The 20,117-nt window shown below is 64.0% G+C and carries 10 protein-coding genes; 6 read left to right on the top strand and 4 right to left on the bottom strand.

Translation table 11 applies throughout. The features are described from left to right. Nucleotides 1-612: 612 nt before the first annotated feature. Nucleotides 613-8,298 (bottom strand): cadherin domain-containing protein, encoded by a 7,686-nt coding sequence (locus FR728_RS16055; RefSeq protein ID WP_149893756.1) that lies wholly within the window; start codon nt 8,296-8,298, stop codon nt 613-615. Between the two features lie 187 nt (nt 8,299-8,485). Here FR728_RS16055 and FR728_RS16050 point away from each other — a divergent pair, with 187 nt between their 5' ends. From FR728_RS16050 to FR728_RS16040, 3 genes are read left to right on the top strand one after another with little or no spacing between them, the layout of a single operon-like run. Then, entirely contained in the window at nt 8,486-10,327 is a 1,842-nt protein-coding gene (locus FR728_RS16050) for a peptidase domain-containing ABC transporter (protein ID WP_188318932.1), read from the top strand. Nucleotides 10,328-10,330: 3 nt separating this feature from the next. Then, complete coding sequence (locus FR728_RS16045; RefSeq protein WP_149893754.1) at nt 10,331-12,514, top strand: peptidase domain-containing ABC transporter; 2,184 nt, start codon at nt 10,331-10,333, stop codon at nt 12,512-12,514. A 32-nt stretch (nt 12,515-12,546) separates the two neighbouring features. After that, nucleotides 12,547-13,881, top strand: coding sequence for an HlyD family type I secretion periplasmic adaptor subunit (locus tag FR728_RS16040; RefSeq protein WP_149893753.1), 1,335 nt, complete (start codon nt 12,547-12,549; stop codon nt 13,879-13,881). Nucleotides 13,882-14,016: 135 nt separating this feature from the next. On the opposite strand, the gene FR728_RS16035 is transcribed toward FR728_RS16040, so the two are convergent. The 3 genes from FR728_RS16035 to FR728_RS16025 all read right to left on the bottom strand — a co-directional run bounded on the left by FR728_RS16035 (nt 14,017) and on the right by FR728_RS16025 (nt 17,070). Continuing rightward, nucleotides 14,017-15,087 (bottom strand): quaternary amine ABC transporter ATP-binding protein, encoded by a 1,071-nt coding sequence (locus FR728_RS16035; RefSeq protein ID WP_149893752.1) that lies wholly within the window; start codon nt 15,085-15,087, stop codon nt 14,017-14,019. Beyond that, a complete protein-coding gene (locus tag FR728_RS16030) occupies nt 15,080-15,964 on the bottom strand; it encodes an ABC transporter permease (protein WP_149893751.1) in 885 nt (294 codons plus the stop codon). The genes FR728_RS16035 and FR728_RS16030 overlap by 8 nt, the downstream gene beginning before the upstream one ends. 110 nt (nt 15,965-16,074) lie before the next feature. Further along, nucleotides 16,075-17,070: an ABC transporter substrate-binding protein gene (locus tag FR728_RS16025; protein ID WP_149893750.1), complete on the bottom strand. Its 996-nt coding sequence runs from the start codon at nt 17,068-17,070 to the stop codon at nt 16,075-16,077. 522 nt (nt 17,071-17,592) lie between these two features. Between FR728_RS16025 and FR728_RS16020 the strand changes: the two genes are divergently transcribed. From FR728_RS16020 to FR728_RS16010, 3 genes are all read left to right on the top strand, one after another. Next, on the top strand, nt 17,593-18,006 hold the full coding sequence (locus FR728_RS16020) for a VOC family protein (RefSeq protein WP_149893749.1): 414 nt from the start codon (nt 17,593-17,595) through the stop codon (nt 18,004-18,006). Next, nucleotides 18,003-18,971, top strand: a complete 969-nt coding sequence (locus tag FR728_RS16015; protein ID WP_149893748.1) for a 2-hydroxyacid dehydrogenase — start codon at nt 18,003-18,005, stop codon at nt 18,969-18,971. The genes FR728_RS16020 and FR728_RS16015 overlap by 4 nt, the downstream gene beginning before the upstream one ends. 172 nt (nt 18,972-19,143) lie before the next feature. Beyond that, nucleotides 19,144-19,962, top strand: a complete 819-nt coding sequence (locus tag FR728_RS16010; RefSeq protein ID WP_149893747.1) for a sugar phosphate isomerase/epimerase family protein — start codon at nt 19,144-19,146, stop codon at nt 19,960-19,962. Nucleotides 19,963-20,117: the final 155 nt, after the last annotated feature.

Below are 20,117 nucleotides of genomic sequence, written 5' to 3'. Positions count from 1 at the left end.
ATCAACTCTGTTTTTTGAAGTCGTCTCTGATCCCGGCGTCGAAGAGGGTCCGGGGCGCCAAGGTCGGCTTGCCGCTCACCCCATTGCTCCCGCGCAAGGCATAAGCGCCATTTACCTCTCCCGGGACAGGGAGAGGTCGACGCAACGCGTCGGGTGAGGGCCGACAAGGCCGTCGGTCTTGTCGCAGCGCATATGGGGAGGATGACCTCAACCCTCACCCGGACTTTTCAGTCCGACCTCTCCCAGGCTTGGGAGAGGTAACTTGCGCCTCTTGTTACGCAAGACTGTGCACCAGACGATTTGCCTTCGTCTCCCCGGACGAAGGCAAGGCCTGAGATCCGGGGCCGGTGAGCCACGACATTGGATAGCCAGGAAGAAAGGTCCCACCCCCGCCTTCGCACCCCTCCATCATTCTCGGCCTCGTGCCGAAAATCCAGCCTTCTGACGATACCGCACTGCCCGCAGGATGCTCGAGACAGGCCCGAGCATGCCCAAAGGAGAGCGTCCGTAGGACGCAGACCCGGCTGCGTCAGGAACCAGCGCCCCTCACCGCGCCATGAAAAAGGGCGGCCCCGAAGGACCGCCCTGTCTCCTGCATCCGATCCGCTCGCCCTAGAACTGGATGCTCTCGATCTCCGTGAAATCGATGCGCGAACCATCGGCCAGATCGATGTAGCCGGCGGCGTCATCGCTCAGCGAGATCTCGCCATTGACCATGTCGACGCCGGTGATGGAGCCGTCGGTCACCGTCACGCTCCAGTCGGACCCGTAGGTGCCGAGCGCCTGCGCTCCGTCATTCAGGTCGATCATGTCGATCCAGCTTGCACCGGCGCCGCCGTGGATCGTGTCGTCGCCATCCCCCATCTGGTAGAGGAAGGTGTCCGACCCGTCGCCACCATAAAGCGTGTCGTCGCGGGTGCCGCCGACGATCAGATCGTCGCCCGCATGGCCATAGATCGTGTCCTGACCGCTCAGGCCATAGATCTGGTCGTCTCCCGTCGAGCCGTGCAGGGTGTCATTGCCCCCCACCGTCAGATCCACATCCGTGTAGAGGATCTGCTCGAAAGTGTAGGTCGATCCAAGTCCGAGGGTCGAGGCATCCGCCGTCAGCACCACCTGGTCGAACAGAACGCCGGTGTCGATGTTGATCGTGTCCATGCCAGATCCGGTGCCGGAGAAGCTGCCGCTGCCGACCAGAACCCCGTCATCATAGATCTCCCAGGAGCCGCGCTCGGTGCCGATGCCCAGTAGCCCGGAGTAGAGATCGGACACCTCGAAGGACACGCTCGAAATGTCCCGGTCAAAATCGAAGCTCAGCGCCCCCGACACGCCAGTCAGGGCGTTGTAGGTCAGATCCCCCGTGTCAGCGAGAAGCTGGGCGGCCGCGTCAAGCGTCGCCAGACCGTCGTTCACATCGAGCAGCGACGTCAGGGTGATGTCCCCGTTCAGGATCTGCCCGACGGAAACATCCACGCCTTCGAACAGGGTCAGATCATCGGCCAGGTTCAGCGCCGTCGTATCACCCACATGGATGAACTCTTCCGTACCCATGATCGGCGATCCGTCATCGAGATCGATGACGCGGATCTCGATCACTTCCGTGTCGGAAAGGCCGCCGCTGTCGGTTGCCGTCACCGTCACGGTCACCGACGGTTCGCTTTCATAGTCAAGCGCGATGCCGTCCTTGAGCTTCAGCAGATAGGCGCCATCGCTGACAACCACCTCGAAGCGACTGTCAGAGAGCGTGAACGTGTGCGTGTCGCCCGCATCCGGATCGACGACCGAAAGGGCGACGAGCCCCTCGCCTTCCCGGTTTTCGGCCACCGTGATGTCGCTCACGTCCACGAGCGACACGCTGTCGATCTGCGTGCCCTTGTAGTTGTCGGTGCCCACTTCCTCGAAGCGCAGCCGGTCGGTGCCGTCGCCTGCCCCGCCGGTCACCTCGAAGGCATAGCTCTGCCAGTCGGAACTGGTGGCCAGCGGCGCGATTTCCGCCACCAGCACACCGCCCCAAAACACCCGGACGACCGCATCCCCAACCTCGCCGCGATGACGCAGGTCGAAGCTCAGGCGATAGGTTTCGCCATCGGCGAGACCCTGCACGTCCTGATAGGCGTAGCCATTGTTCGAGGCATTGGCCAGATCGAGGCGATAATCCCCGTCCGTGGTGCCGAGATTGTTGTCCCAGCCGCTCGAATGAATGTCCGCTTCCGTGCTCCAGCCATTGACGATGGCACTGCCGTACCAGCGGCTGTTGCCATAACCGCTTTCCTGACCGGAGGACTGGAACTGCTCGAAGCTGCCGTTGACGATGTAGTTGTGAGAGCCCACCGGATCGCCGACGACCAGATCCGGCGCCTCGTTCACATCCCCCACATTGATGGTGAAGCTGCGCGAGGAGGTCGACCCGTCGCTGGACGTCGCGGTGACCAGAAGATCGATGCTCGGCGTCGTTTCGAAGTCGAGATCCACGCCGTCCGCCAGAGTGATCTCCCCGGTGTTCGCATCGATGACGAAACGCGTGTCGGTGATGGAATAGGTCACCGTGTCGCTCGCGTCCGGATCCTGGGCGAAGGCCGTGATCCCGACGACCGTTCCGCCTGCCGAGCCTTCCGCGATGAGATTGGCCGAGGCATCCACATCGCTCAACGGACCGATGGCGAACTCGTTCACATCGGTGATGTTGACGGTGAACGTCTCCGTGACGCTTGACCCGTCGCTCGAGGTGGCCGTGACCTCGATGTCGATGGACGACGTGGCTTCCGCATCAAGAACGGCCCCGTCCGCCACCGTGATCACCCCGGTATTGGCATCGATGACAAAGCGCGTGTCGGTGATGGAATAGGTCACCGTGTCGGTGCCATCCTGATCCTCGGCAAAGGCCGTAATGCCGACGACCGTTCCGCCCGCCGAATTCTCCGCCACCACATTCGCGCTGGCATCGACATCCGTCAGCGGGCCGATCGCCCATTCGTTCACGTCCCTCACCTCGATCTGGATGGTTTCCGCGTCCGACAATCCGCCGCTGTCGGTCACGGTCACAATCACGGTGACGCTCTGCTCGGTCTCGTAGTCGAATGCCTGATCGTCCTTCAGCTTGAGCATGTAACCCGACCCCGTCGCGACCACCTCGAACCGGTCGTCGGAGACGGTGAAGCTGTGGCTGTCGCCATCATCCGGATCGACCACGGACAGCGCCACGATCTCCGCACCGGCATATTCCTCCGCCACCGAGATGGTCGATCCGGACTGGATCGACACGCTGTCGATCAAGGTGCCGGCCAGATTGTTCGTCCCGATTTCCACGAAGGTCAGCGTGTTGGTGCCATCCCCCGCGCCGCCGACCACGTTGAAGGTGAAGGTTTGCCAGTCCACGCCCGTCACGGCCGGGTCGATGGTCGCCAGCAACTCGCCATTCCAGTAGATCTCGGCCACGCTTTCGCCAATGGCGCCACGGCTCTTCAGATCCATGCTCAGCTCATAGACATGTCCGTCCAGCTGGCCTTCGATCGTCTGGGAGATCGTGCCGTTCTGGCGCGCCGAGAGATCCAGGTGATGGGACCCGTCGGTTGCCCCGAAATTGTAGTGACCGCTCTGGTGCACATCCACATTGGTGTAGCTGTCCCAGCCCTCGATGCTGTCCGGGTTCTCGTACCAGCCCTGCCCCGGCGTGCCGTCGAGCATGCCGGCAAAGACTTCGAAACTGCCATTCACCAGGAATTCCTGGCCGGACATTTCCGCGTTGACCACCAGGTCCGGCGCCTCGTTCACGTCGGTGATGGTGACCGTGAAGGTCTCCGTCGCCGTCGAGCCGTCGGACGACGTGGCCGTCACCTCCAGATCCACGGTCGGCGTCGCCTCGTGGTCGAAGGACACCCCGTCGGCCACGGTCACGACGCCCGTGGTCGGATCAATCACGAAGCGGGCATCGGTGATCGAATAGGTCACCGTGTCGACCGCATCCGGGTCGCTGGCGAAGGCGGTAATGCCGACATACTCGCCGCCGGTGCCATTCTCGGCCACCGCATTCACACCCGTATCCGTGTCGACGACCGTACTGATATCCTCGTTCACGTCGCTCACGTTGATGGTGAAGATCGCCGAGGAGCTCGAGCCATCGGTGGAGGTTGCCGTCACCTCCAGATCGATGGTCGGCGTTGCCTCGAAATCGATCTCCGCCCCGTCCGCGACGGTGACCACACCGGTGTTCGGGTCAATCACGAAGCGCGCGTCGGTGATCGAATAGGTCACAGTATCGCCCGGGTTCGGATCATTGGCGAAGGCCGTCAGGCCCACCACTGTGCCACCGGCGGAATTCTCCGCCACCGTGTTGGCACTCGCATCCACATCCGACACCGGACCGACCGGCTCGGAGATCTCGATGTCGAAGCTCTGGGTGGACGAGGACCCGTCCGTCGAGGTTGCCGTCACCGTCACGGTGACCGTCGGTTCCACATTGGCATCGAAGACCGCGCCATCGGCAACGGTCACCACACCGGTCGTCGGATCAATGACAAAACGGGCGTCATCGATGGAATAGGACACCGTGTCACTGACATCCTGATCCGAGGCCAAGGCCGTCAAACCGGTGTTCGTGCCGCCGGTCGCGGAGGCGCTGATCCGGTTCGCCGTCCCGTCCACATCGCTGACCGGGCCGATGGCAAACTCGTTCTCATCCGAGATGGTGATCGTGAAGGTCGCCTGAGAGGTCGAACCATCCGTGGACGTCGCCGTCACCACCAGATCGATGCTCGAGGTCGTCTCCGCATCCAGCACCGCCCCATCGGCAACCGTCACCACGCCCGTATTCGGGTCGATGTCGAAGCGGGTGTCGGTGATGGAATAGGTCACCGTATCCGTCGCATCCGCATCCTCAGCGAAGGCCGTGATGCCCACAACCGTCCCACCGGCAGAGTTCTCGGCAACCGTGTTTTCCGTCCCGTCCACGTCGGACACAGGACCGATGGCAAACTCGTTCTCGTCGGAAATGGTGATCGTGAAGGTCGCCTGAGAGGTCGAGCCATCCGTGGACGTCGCCGTCACAACCAGATCGATGCTCGAGGTCGTCTCCGCATCCAGCACCGCCCCATCGGCAACCGTCACGACACCCGTGGTCGGGTCGATGTCGAAGCGCGTGTCGGTGATGGAATAGGTCACCGTATCGGTCGCATCCGCATCCTCGGCGAAGGCGGTGATGCCGACCGCCGTGCCCCCGGCGGAATTCTCGGCGACCGTGTTCTCGGTCCCGTCCACATCCGTGACCGGGCCGATGGCAAACTCGTTCTCATCCGAGATGGTGATCGTGAAGGTCGCCTGAGAGGTCGAACCATCCGTGGACGTGGCCGTCACCACCAGATCGATGCTCGAGGTCGTCTCCGCATCCAGCACGGTCCCATCGGCGACCGTCACCACGCCCGTGGTCGGATCGATGACGAAGCGCGTGTCGGTGATGGAATAGGTCACCGTATCGGTCGCATCCGCATCCTCGGCGAAGGCGGTGATGCCGACCACCGTGCCCCCGGCAGAGTTCTCGGCGACCGTGTTCTCGCTCCCGTCCACATCGCTGACCGGGCCGATGGCAAACTCGTTCTCATCCGAGATGGTGATCGTGAAGGTCGCCTGAGAGGTCGAACCATCCGTGGACGTCGCCGTCACCACCAGATCGATGCTCGAGGTCGTCTCCGCATCCAGCACCGCCCCATCGGCAACCGTCACCACGCCCGTATTCGGGTCGATGTCGAAGCGGGTGTCGGTGATGGAATAGGTCACCGTATCCGTCGCATCCGCATCCTCAGCGAAGGCGGTGATGCCCACAACCGTCCCACCGGCAGAGTTCTCGGCGACCGTGTTCTCGGTCCCGTCCACATCGCTGACCGGGCCGATGGCAAACTCGTTCTCATCCGAGATGGTGATCGTGAAGGTCGCCTGAGAGGTCGAACCATCCGTGGACGTCGCCGTCACCACCAGATCGATGCTCGAGGTCGTCTCCGCATCCAGCACCGCCCCATCGGCAACCGTCACCACGCCCGTATTCGGGTCGATGACGAAGCGGGTGTCCGTGATGGAATAGGTCACCGTATCCGTCGCATCGGCATCCGTCGCAAAGGCCGTGATGCCGACCACCGTGCCCCCGGCGGAATTCTCGGCCACCGCATTGGCAGTCCCGTCCACATCCGTGACCGGGCCGATGGCAAACTCGTTCTCATCCGAGATGGTGATCGTGAAGGTCGCCTGAGAGGTCGAACCATCCGTGGACGTCGCCGTCACCACCAGATCGATGCTCGAGGTCGTCTCCGCATCCAGCACCGCCCCATCGGCAACCGTCACCACACCCGTGGTCGGGTCGATGACGAAGCGGGTATCGGTGATGGAATAGGTCACCGTATCCGTCGCATCGGCGTCCTCGGCGAAGGCCGTGATGCCGACCACCGTGCCCCCGGCGGAGTTCTCGGCAACCGTGTTCTCGGTCCCATCCACGTCGGACACAGGACCAATCGCAAACTCGTTCTCATCCGAGATGGTGATGGTGAAGGTCGCCTGAGAGGTCGAACCATCCGTCGACGTGGCCGTCACCACCAGGTCGATGCTCGAGGTCGTCTCCGCATCCAGCACCGCCCCGTCGGCCACCGTCACCACACCCGTGGTCGGATCGATGACGAAGCGCGTGTCGGTGATGGAATAGGTCACCGTATCGGTCGCATCCGCATCCTCGGCGAAGGCCGTGATGCCGACCACCGTGCCACCGGCGGAATTCTCGGCGACCGTATTCTCGGTCCCGTCCACATCCGTGACCGGGCCAATCGCAAACTCGTTCTCATCCGAGATGGTGATCGTGAAGGTCGCCTGAGAGGTCGAGCCATCCGTCGAGGTTGCCGTCACCACCAGATCGATGCTCGAGGTCGTCTCCGCATCCAGCACCGCCCCATCGGCAACCGTCACGACACCCGTGGTCGGGTCGATGTCGAAGCGCGTGTCGGTGATGGAATAGGTCACCGTATCGGTCGCATCCGCATCCTCGGCGAAGGCGGTGATGCCGACCGCCGTGCCCCCGGCGGAATTCTCGGCGACCGTGTTCTCGGTCCCGTCCACATCCGTGACCGGGCCCACATCGAACTCATCCACATCGGTGACCGTGAAGACGAAGGTTTCCGTCGACTGGGAGCCATCCGTCGAGGTGGCCGTCACCACGACCGTGATGCTGCCTTCCGTCTCGGCGTCGAAGACCGCGCCCTCGGCAACCGTAACCACGCCTGTGGTCGGGTCGATGTCGAAACGCGGGTCGTCGATCGCATAGGTGACGCTGTCGGAGATATCCGGGTCGTCGGCGAAGGCGGTCAGCCCGGTGGCACTGCCGGCAGCCGCGTCCTCGGCGAAGCTGTTGGCGCTCGCATCCGTGTCGGAGACGGGGCCCACATCGGCCTCGTCCGCATCGCCCACGGTGAAGACGAAGGTCTGCGAGGAGCTGGACCCGTCGGACGATGTGGCCGTGACAATGACGCTCACGCTGCCTTCGGTTTCCGCGTCGAACTCCGCCCCTTCGGCGATGGTCACCAGACCCGTTGTCGGATCGATGGCGAAGCGCGGATCATCGATGGTGTAGATCACCGTGTCGCCATCCGGATCGACGGCGAGCGCCGTCAGCCCGACAACCGTGCCTGCAGGGGCATCCTCGGAAAACGCATTGGCCGTGTCATCCACGTCGACCACGTCGCCGATCACGCTGTTCACCGCCGGATCGCCATCAGGCACGCCGCCGCCGCCGGCACCCGGCCCGGCCTCGCCGCCCTCGGCGGAGGCGCCGTCACCGCCCAGATCGAACTGGGGCAGTCCGTCGCCTTCCGGCGCCGCGTTCAGGCCGACCCCGGCCGTGGCATCGCCCGCATCGGCGGCCGTTGCCTCGATACCGCCGTTGAGCTCCAGAGGTGCCTGGCCATCGCCCGTGCCCCCGCCGCTCACATCGGCCGAGCCGTCGAGCGTCGCATCGCCGGCCGGTGCGGCCTGGGCCTCCGAGCCGGCCTCCTCCGCCTGGATGACCTCGCCGCCCTCGTCATCCAGCGGCACCTGCTGGAACAGGTTGGAAACGGTCGCTTCCGACGAGTCCCCCTCGGTGAGCGAGACGCTGTAGTCGTTGGTTTCCGTCGCCCGATACGGGTCGGCAGACTGGGCGCCGGTACGCGCCACGTCGTCCGAGACGACCGGCCCGCCGGTCTGCGAAGAGGGTTCCGTCGAGGATGCGGACACCGTCGTGTTGGTCGTGGTGGACGTTGCGGCAGCCGGATCGGTGTCAGTGTTGCTCAACGGACTTCTCCTGAGGCGGAATATTCATTCCAATATTTGCGCAGTTACGCGCAAACGCCAAGAGATGTACCCTTGTAATAAATATCCATAAATTGCGCAAAACAGTGGACTGGGTAAATTTTTACATAAAGCGAGATAAACGATCAGGAAAGAAATTGATGCTCTGATGAGATTTCGGAGGCGATCTATGAGTATATATCGTAATTTATCTCTACGTAATTTTACACTCCCCAAGATCAGAGTCACCGCATCCCAGACCGGCGAGGTTATTGAGACTCCTGGCCTTCCCTGGTCGGTCCTCAGCGCCTCCGCGCTCACGGTCCTGCTCGGCCTGGCCCTGCCTCTCACCATCCTTCAGGTTTACGACCGGGTGCTGCCCAACAAGTCGACGGACACCCTGCTGGTTCTGGCCATCGGTGTCGTGGCGGTGCTGTTTCTGGACGCGACCCTCAAGATCATGCGCGGCTTTGTCGTTTCCTGGCTCGCGGCGAGCTTCAGCCACAAGGCCCACATGGAGGCCATGCGGCGGATCCTCTACGCCCGCTCGGAAACCCGCGCCCGCATGAGCGTCTCGCGCCAGATCGAGGAGCTGAAGGCGCTGCAATCGCTCGCGGATCACTATGCCAGCCCCTCCCGGCTTCTCGTGATCGACCTGCCCGCCAGCCTGATCTTCCTGGCCCTTCTCTTCGTCATCGGCGGACCGATCGGCTTCGTGCCCATCGCGCTCATCCTCGTTTTCACCCTGCTCACCTCCTCCATCAACGGCAGGCTGCAGGGACTGGTCGAAAGCCGGGCCCAGCTCGATCAGCGCAAGTACGACTTCCTGCTGGAAGTTCTGGCCGGCCTCACCACCATCAAGGCCATGGCCCTGGAGCCGATGATCATGCGCCGCTTCGAGCGCCTTCAGCGCACCGTCTCCGAGGAAGGGCAGAATTACATCGAGTGGTCCAACAACGCCCGCGACATCTCCACCCTCTTCACCGGCCTGACGACCGTCTTCATCGTCGCCGTGGGGGCGGTCCTCGTCATTCACGAGCAGCTCAGCATCGGCGCGGTCGCCGCCTGCACGCTTCTCGCCGGTCAGGTGATGCAGCCCCTGCTGCGTGGCGTGAACTACTGGACCGACATGCAGCGCATCAATCACGACCACCGGGAGGCAAGCCGCCTGTTCGAGCTGCCGCCGGAAGACGCCTATCCCGAGACCGCCGCAGCGATCGAGGGCCATATCACCCTTCAGCGCGTGTCCTGCGAAGGCAAGAGCGGCGTCCCCCTCGACCTGTCCGACAGCGAGATCCGCATCGAGGCCTGCGAGACCGTGGCTCTGGCCGGCCCCGACGGCTCGGGCCGTTCGGCTCTGCTGCGCCTCATCAGCGGCGACATGCAGCCCACCTCCGGCAAGGTGCTGATCGATGATCTGGACCTCTTCGGCGACGACCACCAGAGCCTGCGCCGGCGCATCGCCTATGTGGGCCAGGAAGCGCAGGTCTTCACCGGCACCATCCTGCAGAACCTCACCCTCTTCGGCTCCCGCGCCGATCCGAACAAGGCCCGCCTCGCCGCGGACCTGATCGGGCTGGAACGCGACATCCACCTGCTGCCCCAGGGCTATGACACCATGCTGGGCGCCGGTCTGGACGAGAACCTCACCGCTTCCTTCCTGCAGCGCATTGCCATCGCCCGCGCGCTTGCCTCCGAACCGGAGATCCTGCTGCTCGACAATGCCAATGGCGTGCTCGACATGCCGGGCGAAGCCGGGTTGCTGCAGGGCCTGACGCGCATCAAGGGTCAGCTGACCATCTTGCTCGCCAGCCACCGCCCCTCCTTCCGGGCCATAGCCGACCGGGAGATCCGCCTGGAACGCGGCCGCCTGGCGCCGCCGCCGGCCGACAAACCGGCTGGAATGCCGAGGACGGACGACTCCGGACAGCCTGGCGCTCAGGGTCCCACCCTGCCCCCCTCCCTCACCATGTCCATGAGCGGAGCCTCAACCGCATCGGGCTATTACGCCCCGCCCCGGAAGGAGCGCTGAGCCATGTCCATCAGTGCCTTTTCCGAACCGCAGATGACCCGTGACACGACCGGCCCACGCCGCGCCGTGGCCGACCTCGACCTGCGCCTGCACCAGAGAACCGGCGGCAAGGAGGGTGAAAGCACACCGGCGGAAAACTGTCTGCTGCCCCTTCTGCGCGCCCTGAAGTGGGACGGGCTGGAGCGACACCTCTTCGAGGCGCTTCCCCATCTCGAGCCCGTCGCCAGCATTTACGGCCTTCGGGCAATCCTAGCGCGGCTGAACTACGCGACCACACCCTCGCGCAAGTCGCCCGGCGCCCTCACGCCGGAGTATTTCCCCTGCCTCTTCGAGACGGAGGACGACATTCTCGTTCTTCTGGGCAAGACCGAAGCGGGGGATCTTCTCGCCTACAGCGGACGCAGCAAGGCAGAGCAGTGCCTGCCCTCGGGTGGCAAGCTCCGCGGCACGCTCTACCTGATGTCGGACAACGCCCAGACCTTCAAGAGCCAGGCCCAGTTCAAGCACTGGTCCTCGCGTCTGGCACACCAGTTCCGCGGCACGCTGGCGAAGCTGTTCCTGATCGGCCTGCTGAGCAACTTCCTGGCGCTCGCCCTGCCCATCTTCACCATGACCATCTACGACAAGGCGATGGGTGCCAAGTCCATGTCGGTGCTGGTGACCCTGCTGATCGGCATCCTGCTGATCTTCGCCCTTGACGCCCTGACCAAGCACACGAAGTCGCGCCTGCAGGCCTATTTCGGCACGCGCCTCGACAACGTGATCACCAATTCCACCTTCCGGCACTTCCTGCACATGCCCCTGCCGGTCACCTCTAACGCCCCCATCGGCGCCCAGATCACCCGCCTGCGCCAGTTCGACGGGGTGCGCGAGATCTTTCACAGCAACCTGGCCAATGCGCTGATCAACCTGCCCTTCTCGGCGATCTTCATCGTCGCCCTGGCGATCATCGGCGGCACCTTGTCCCTGCTGCCGGCTGGTCTTCTCTTCGGCTATGTGCTGGCGGGCTATTTCCTCGTGCCGCGCATGAAACGGGCCATTGCCGTGACCGGGGAAGCCAAGTCGCGCCTGCAGAACATCACCGTCGAAAGCCTGACCAAGAACCGGGCCATCCGCAGCCTGTCGGCCAATGACGTGTGGCTGGAGAAATACCGGACGATCTATTCCGACTTCGCCCAGAAGAACCTGCGCACCCGCCACCTCTCGGCAATCATCCAGATCCTGTCCCAGACCATGATGACCTCCTGCGGGGTGGCGGTTCTCGCCTTCGGGGCCATACGGGTCCTCGATGGCCAGATGACCGCCGGTGCGCTGATCGCCGTGATGGCCCTGTCCTGGCGCTCTCTCAACCCCATGCATCAGGCTTTCCTCAGCCTCACACAGCTCGGTCAGGTGCAGCAGACCATCGAGCGTATCGACGGCCTGTTCCGCGTGCCGCTAGAGCGCGAACCCGGTGCCCTGCCCAGCCTGCAGCGCTCGCTCCAGGGCACCTTGCGCGTCTCCGGCCTGTTGCTGCGCTATCCCACCCGTCAGGAACCGGCACTGAAGAACCTGTCGCTGGAAATCCCCAAGGGCGAGGTTCTGGCGATCACCGGCCCCAGCGGATCGGGCAAGTCCTCCCTGCTCAAGGCGATCCTCGGGCTCTATCCCACCCAGATGGGCGCGATCCTCGTCGACAACCTGGACATCCGCCAGCTCGACCCGGGCGAATGGCGCTATTGCATCGGCTATGCGCCCGACGAGTTCGACTTCTTCTATGGCACGGTGGCCCAGAACCTGCGCATGGCCGATCCCCAGGCCGACGACGCCCAGGTGCTGGAGGTGTTCAAGGACTTCGGGCTGCACAACTATCCCGACTTCCTGCCCGAAGGTCTGGAAACCCGCCTGACCGGCACCCTGATGCAGGCCATGCCCGACAACCTGAAGCAGCTCATGCTTCTGGCCCGCACCTTCCTGCGCCCGGCGCCGATCTACCTGCTCGACAATCCGGGCAGCAGCCTCGATCAGGCCGGCGACAAGCTGCTGGTGGAGAAGATCGAGAAGATGCGCGGCACCGCCACCGTGATCATGACCACCTACCGGCCGAGCCACATGCGGCTCGCCGACAAGGTCGCCTATCTGCAGAACGGCCAGCTGACCATCTATGGACCGCCCGACGAGGTCCTTGACGACATCATGAGCCGCTAGGCCAGAGACGACGCGAAAGAGGACATCAGCAGATGACCCAGAAGAAGACCGCCCTGCAGCAGGCCATGTATGGCTCGGTGAACCTGCCTCTGGAACTGGAGGACGGCGCGCCACCCCAGATCTATTCCCGCCTGCTCTACGGCCTGACGCTGACCACGGTCACCCTGCTCGTCTGGGCCTCCATCGGCGAGATCCGCGAAGTGGCCAACACGGTCGGCGACATCAAGCCCACCGGCAACATCATGGCCGTCGAACATCTGGAAGGCGGCATCGTGCAGGAACTCATGGTGCGCGAGGGCGACTTCGTGACCGCCGGCCAGCCGCTCGCCCGGCTGGAGAAGGAAGACACCACCGCAGAGCTTGCCCGCATCGAGAGCCGCATGCGCTACCTCGCCCTGGAGGAAGAACGCCTTCAGGCCCAGGAATATGACGAGGGGGTCAAGGTCGGGCTGCGGCTGCAATCCTCCTTGAACGAGCTGAGCGACCAGCAGCGCGACGCGTTGCGGGCAAACCGTCAGGCCCTTTCCGACGAACAGGCCGGCCTTGCCGCCCGCGTCGCCCAGAAACAGGCGGAGATCGCCAGCCTGCAGATGCAGATCACCCTGCAGGATGCCCAGGTCGATCTGGAACGGCAGAAGTTCGAGATTCAGGAAGGTCTGCTCAAGGACGGCTTCACCTCCCGCCGCCGCTATCTCGATGCCCAGACCGAATATCAGCGCGCGCTGCTGAACCGTCAGCAGACCGCCGGCAATCTGGAGACCGCCCGCGAGATGTTGGCCGAAGCCCAGGCGGGCCTCGCGCAGGCAGGAGCCGTGGTCAACCGCGACGTCGCCGACGAACGGGCCCGCATCGCCCAGGAGCGCAACGAGCTGACCCAGGAGGCCGCCAAGCTGAAGGACCGGCAGAGCCGCCTCTTCGTCAAGGCGCCCATCGACGGCTACATCCAGCTGGTCGGACAGTCCGGTCGCGGCGCGGTGGTCAATCCCGGCGATCTCATCGCCGAGATCGTGCCCATCAGCGAGCAGCTCGTCGCCGAGGTGAAGGTCGATCCGAAGGACATCGGCCACATCGAGGTCGGCCACGAGGCCGAGATCACTATCACCAGCTATGACCCCAATATCCAGGGCACGATCAAGGGTCAGGTGGAGACCATCTCCGCCTCCAGCTTCGAGAACGAGAAAGGCGAATACTACTTCAAGGCCATCGTTGCCTTCACGGGCAACACCATCGGCGAGGGCGCGAACCAGCGCCCCGTCCGCCCCGGCATGCAGGTCAACGCCCAGATCGTCACCGGATCCAAGTCGATCCTGCGCTATCTGCTGCACCCGGTCACCCGCGCCATGCGCACGATCTTCACGGAACGCTGACGCCAGATCAGCCCCCCAGATCGGCCTGCAAGGTCAGCCCCATCGACCGGAAGAGAAAAACCCCCGGAAACGAACGGTCGACAGACCTTCCTTTCCGGGGGTTTTTCATGTCAGCGGTCCGGACGTCCGGCCCGGTCAGTGGGTGTTCGGCGTCACCATGGCCGAGATCGTGCTCTGCAGGCTGACCGACCCGATCGGCCGGCCCGTCTTGTCCAGAACGTTCGCCCGGTCCTGACCGGTTTCGGCAAAGAGCTTGGCCGCATCTTCCAGCAGCATGCGCTGGCGCAGCTCCGGTGCCCCTTCCACGATCTCGCCCCGATCCATGATCGTGTCGACGAAGATCACCCGGGCCCGGTTCACTTCCTGAACGAAGTTGGAGATGTATTCATCGGCCGGACGCAGCACGATTTCCTGCCCCGTGCCCTGCTGGATCACCGCGCCGTCCCGCAGGATGGCGATGCGATCCCCCAGGCGCAGAGCCTCGTCCAGATCGTGGGTGATGAAGACGATGGTCTTGCGCAGTTCCGCCTGAAGGTCGAGCAGCACCGACTGCATGTCGACCCGGATCAGCGGATCGAGGGCCGAGAAGGCCTCGTCCATGAGCAGGATGTCCGCGTCATTGGTCAGCGCCCGGGCCAGACCCACACGCTGCTGCATGCCGCCTGACAGCTGGTTGGGATAGTGGTCCTCGAAGCCTTCGAGGCCCACCCGGGCGATCCAGCGCGCAGCCGCCTTGCGGGCGGTGCGCCGGTTCACGCCCTGGATTTCCAGACCATAGACCGTGTTCTCGATCACCGTCCGATGGGGCAGGAGCGCGAATTTCTGGAACACCATCGCCGTCTTGTGACGCCGGAATTCCCGCAGCTCCTTCGCGTTCATCGCGCAGACGTCCTGATCCCCGTAGAGCACCTCGCCCGCGGTGGGATCGATCAGCCGGTTGATGTGGCGGATCAGCGTGGACTTGCCTGAGCCCGACAGCCCCATCACCACCTGGATCTGCCCGCCGGGCATGGAGATGTTGATGTCGTTCAGGCCCAGCACGTGATTGTGCTTCTCGTTGAGCTCGGTCTTGGACATGCCGCCCTTGACCTTCTCCACCATCTCCGCTCCGTTGGGACCGAAGATCTTGTAGAGGTTGCGGATCTCGACGCCATGTGCCACCCGCTCCTCCTCGCTCGCCCCGTTGGCGAGAGCTGCATCAGCCATGGATCACCTCCGAGTGTTTCTGCAGGCGCTTGCCATAGGCCTGGGTGGCGCGGTCGAAGATGATGGCGATGGCAACGATGGCCAGACCGTTCATGACACCCATGGTGAAATACTGGTTGTTGATGGCCTGGAGCACCGGCTGGCCGAGGCCCTTCACGCCGATCATCGAGGCGACCACCACCATGGCGAGCGACATCATGATGCACTGGTTGATCCCGGCCATGATCGTCGGCAGGGCCAGCGGCAGCTGCACCTTGCTCAGCTTCTGGAAGCTCGACGAGCCGAAGGCATCAGCCGCTTCCAGCACCGCCGGATCGACGAGCCGGATGCCCAGGTTGGTCAGGCGGATCATCGGCGGAATGGCATAGACCACCACGGCGATCACGCCGGGCACCTTGCCCAGGCCGAAGATCATCACCACGGGAATGAGATAGACGAAGCTCGGCATGGTCTGCATGAGATCGAGGATCGGATTGATGATCCCCTGCATGCGGTCCGAACGCGCCATGGCGATACCGATGGGAATGCCGATGATCACCGCAACCATCGTGCAGACCGTCACCACCGCGATGGTGCGCATGGTGTCTTCCCACATGCCGAAATAGCCGATGGCCAGCAGGGCGAGCGTGGCGCCCGCCGCGATCCTGACATTGCGGCTGAGGAGGAAGACGATGCCGACGATGCCGATGAGGACCAGCGGCCAGGGGCTTTCGATAAGCAGATGTTCGAGCCAGACGAGAAAGTCCTCGAGCGGCTCGAAGGCCCGTTCGAGGGTCGGCCCATAGGCGCGCGTGAATTCGCGGAAGGCGCCGTCGATGGTCAGGCGCAGATCGCGCAGATCCCGGCGGCCGAGGGACGGAAATTCGATCCAGTCCATATTGTTTTTCCTGACGTTCCGGATGAGACGGACAGGCAACCGGGGCAAGAGGCTCCGGCTGCGGGCTTGGGCAGGTGCGGGGCGCAGCTCAGGCGCCCCGCAGCGTCAGATCAGAGCGAAGCCTTGATCTTCTCGGCGACCTCGGTGGAGACCCACTGGGTCCACACGTCCTCGAAGTTTTCCAGGAAGTAGTAGGCGCCATCCTCGTTGGTGGCCTGATTTTCGGTCATCCAGGCCAGGACCTTGTTGCAGGTCTCGTTGCGCCAGGCGCGCGCCTTGGCGTAATCGACCGCCACACCGGCCTTCTCGACGAAGCTCGGGGACAGGACCGTGAAGACTTCGGACTTCACCCATGAGTTCTTCTTCGGGTCGGTACAGTCGGCGACCACCGTGCAGCGGTTCCACTCTTCGTTGTCATGCTCGACGCCGAAGTCCAGCAGGGTCATCTCGTACTTGCCGAGAATGGCGGTCGGCGCCCAGTAGTAGCCCAGCCAGCCTTCCTTGCGCTCGAAAGCGCGAGCGATGGAGCCGTCAAGACCGGCAGCAGAGCCGGAGTCCACCAGCTCGAAGCCCGCGTCCGGACCGCCATAGGCGTTGAACAGGTTGGCCGTGGTGATCTGGCAGTTCCAGCCTGCCGGGCAGTTGAAGAAAGCACCCTTGCTTTCGTCTTCGGCGCCCGGGAAGAGTTCCGGATGCTTGAACGCGTCCTCGACGGTCTTGATCCCGTGTTCTTCGGCCAGGTACTTCGGCACCCACCAGCCTTCGACGCCACCATCCAGCAGCACTTCGCCGCCGATCACCAGGGTGCCTTCGGCCACGGCCTTGTCCAGCGGCTCGCGGAACGCGTTGATCCAGAGCTCGGGCGCCATGTCCGGCTCGCCCTTCTCGCTCATGGAGGTGAAGGTCGGCATGGTGTCGCCGGTGACCAGCTCGACCTTGCAGCCGTAGCCCTCTTCCAGAATGATCTTGTCAATCTGCGCGATAACGCCAGCGGAAGCCCAGTTCATCTCGGCCACGGTCACGGTGCCGCAGTCTTCGGCAGCCATTGCACCGGACGCCCCCATGGACAGGGTCGCCGCAGCCGCGGCCAGGAACAGTTTCTTCATCTGATTTCTCCTCAGCAGTCGATTTTCAGGACAACAGCAGGCCCGCTCTGGAAACAACTTTATGTCATCCAGACAGGCTTGTTGTTATTTGGGAAAAAGAGGTGTCGGATCGAGAGCCTCTGCCGGTTCAGGGGAACGTATTCCCGATAGACAGGGCTGTCTTCAGAACAGCAAGTCCCCCATGGCAAACCGATCCAGAATTTTCAGGTATGCGAACGCCGAGCTCGTTCATTCTGATGAGTATTTTCGGCATCAAAATCGCATCTGATGGATTGGAACAATACACTATGAGAGCCTGTTTTCAATACCTTGAATGACTTACCTGAATCTGGAGCCCTCATCGGCGGCCGAAATTTGAACGCAAGAGCGCCCGATTGGTTCCGAAATTGTGGCGGAATTCTGCGCTCTTTCGGGAGGCCGTCAGCGCATGCCGGCCCCATCGCCTTGACGTGTCAGCAGATTTGCGGGCACACAATCAGTCCCGATCCGCTTCGGGTCGCCCTCCAGCCATCGATGAGTGCCATGCCCTCCTGTTTCCATCTCGCCTACCACGTCACCGATCTGGACGCGGCCCGCGCCTTCTATGGCGGCGTGCTGGGCTGCGCCGAGGGACGCTCCACGCAGACCTGGGTCGACTTCGACTTCTTCGGCCATCAGATATCGCTGCATCTCGGTGAACCCTTCAAGACAACCAACACCGGCAAGGTGGGCGATCACATGGTCCCCATGCCCCATCTGGGCGTGATCCTGGATCTGGCGAGTTTCAACGCCCTCGCCGCACGGCTTGAAGAGGCCGGAATTGCCTTCGAGTTTCCGCCCATGACCCGCTTTGCCGGCAAACCCGGCGAACAGCGCACCATGTTCTTCCGCGATCCCTCCGGCAATCCGATCGAGGTCAAGGGTTTTGCCGACACCAGCGGGATCTTCGCAGCATGAGCACCTCCCGCCCCTCTCTCCCCGTCCTGCCCCTGCTGGCCCGCCGTCCGGAACACCGGGACGAGACCTGGACCAGCGCCCTCACCGAGGCTTTCGAAGGCACGGCCATCGTGCGCGCCTTCGAGGACCTGAGCGCCGAGGAACGCGCCCTGGCCGAGGTCGCCATCGTCGCCAATCCGGACCCGGCCCAGCTCGACACCCTGCCGCGGCTGAAATGGGTGCACAGCCTCTGGGCCGGCGTGGAGCGTCTGGTCGAAGAGCTGCAGCGCCCGGATCTGGAGATCGTGCGCCTGTCCGACCCGAACATGGCCGACATCATGGCCGAGGCGGTCCTTGCCTGGACCCTCTATCTGCACCGCGACATGCCCGCCTATGCGCGCCAGCAGCGCAAGACCATCTGGCAGGATCTGGACTATGTGCCGGCCGGCGAGCGCCGCGTCACCCTGCTCGGCCTCGGCTATCTCGGCTCCGTCGCCGCCGCCCGCCTGCTCGCCCAGGGCTTTCAGGTCCAGGGCTGGAGCCGCAGCCCCAAGGACATTCCCGGCGTCGCCTGCCATTCCGGGGCCGACGGCCTGCGCGAGGTGCTCTCCCGCACCGACATCGCCGTGATGCTGATGCCCCTGACGCCGGACACCCGCGGCATCCTGAACGACGAGACCTTGGGCCTCATGCCCCGCGGCGCGCAGCTCATCAACTTCGCCCGCGGCCCGCTCATCGACGATGCCGCCCTGTTGCGCGCCCTCGACAGCGGCCAGATCGGCCACGCGGTGCTCGACGTCTTCGCCCGCGAGCCCTTAGGCGCGGCCGATCCCTACTGGCAGCATCCCTCCGTCACCGTTCTGCCCCACATTTCCGGACCAACGACGCGGGCCTCCTCGGCCGCGGTGGTGGCGCAAAACATCCGCACCTGGTGGGCAACCGGCACCCTTCCCGCCAGCCGGGTGGACCGGACACGGGGCTACTGATCCGCCAATGACGGATCGAACCTGACGGATTGAGTGTGACGGGTGCCATGTGACGTGAGCAATGTGACGGATCGGACACCCGCCTCACGCAGGGGCATTGCACGCCTGTCATGAAAGGGGTTTATGGAGCCGTCTCCGTCATTTCGCGGACGATCCATGCGAGGCCCCTTTCATGACTGACCTGCCAATTGTCGGCGCCGCCCTCACCCTGCCCGGCCTGAAGACCCACCTCGATCTCATCCTGGAGAAGAACCGGGATCTGGAGATCCAGGATTTCATCTCCGCCGACCTGCTGGACGGGGACTGGCGTCCGCGCGTCGACGAGATCCGGGCGCTGCTGCCCCCCTACACGGGTCGCCTCGGCATCCACGGTCCGTTCTGGGGCTTCTCCATCGCCAGCCCCGATCCGGCCATCCGTGCCGTCGTGACCCGCCGCCTGCTGCAGGGTCTGGAAATCTGCGAAGCGCTCGGGGCCACCCAGATGGTCATCCACAGCCCCTTCACCACCTGGGGCGCCCACAATGCCCCCTTCTTCGATCCGGGCAACGCCCGGGCGATCGCCCTTTGCCATGAGACCCTTGCCGATCCCGTGCGCCGCGCCAGCGACATCGGCTGCGAACTGGTGATCGAGAACATCGAGGACCGCAACCCGGGTGACCGGGTGGCACTCGCCGCAAGCTTCGACACCCCGGTGGTCGGCGTCTCCCTCGACACGGGTCACGCCCACTATGCCCATGGCGCCACGGGCGCTCCGCCGGTCGACGCCCATGTGCTGGCCGCCGGCAACCTGCTGCGCCACGTGCATCTTCAGGACGCCGACGGCTATGCGGACCGGCACTGGTCCCTCGGTCTGGGCACGGTCAATTTCCCGGCGATCTTCGCCGCCCTCACCCGCCTGACGAGCCAGCCGCGCCTGATCCTCGAACTGCGCGACCAGAACGACGTCCCCCGCTCCATCCGCCACCTCGAGAACCTCGGCCTCGCCCAGTAACGCTCAAGGCCCGGAACGTCGCGCGCCACCACGCCCCCTTCTCCCCGGCCCCTCCGGCGCCCCCTCTCGATCGTCGTCCTCGGGCTCGTCCCGAGGATCCAGAACCCGGGCCCGACAACACCCTCTCCTCCGTCATCCCCATACCCCTCTCCTCC

The sequence above is a fragment of the Roseibium aestuarii genome, from assembly GCF_008477545.1.
Taxonomy (GTDB): Bacteria; Pseudomonadota; Alphaproteobacteria; order Rhizobiales; family Stappiaceae; genus Roseibium; species Roseibium aestuarii.
This window is presented reverse-complemented; position numbering and strand designations above follow the sequence as displayed.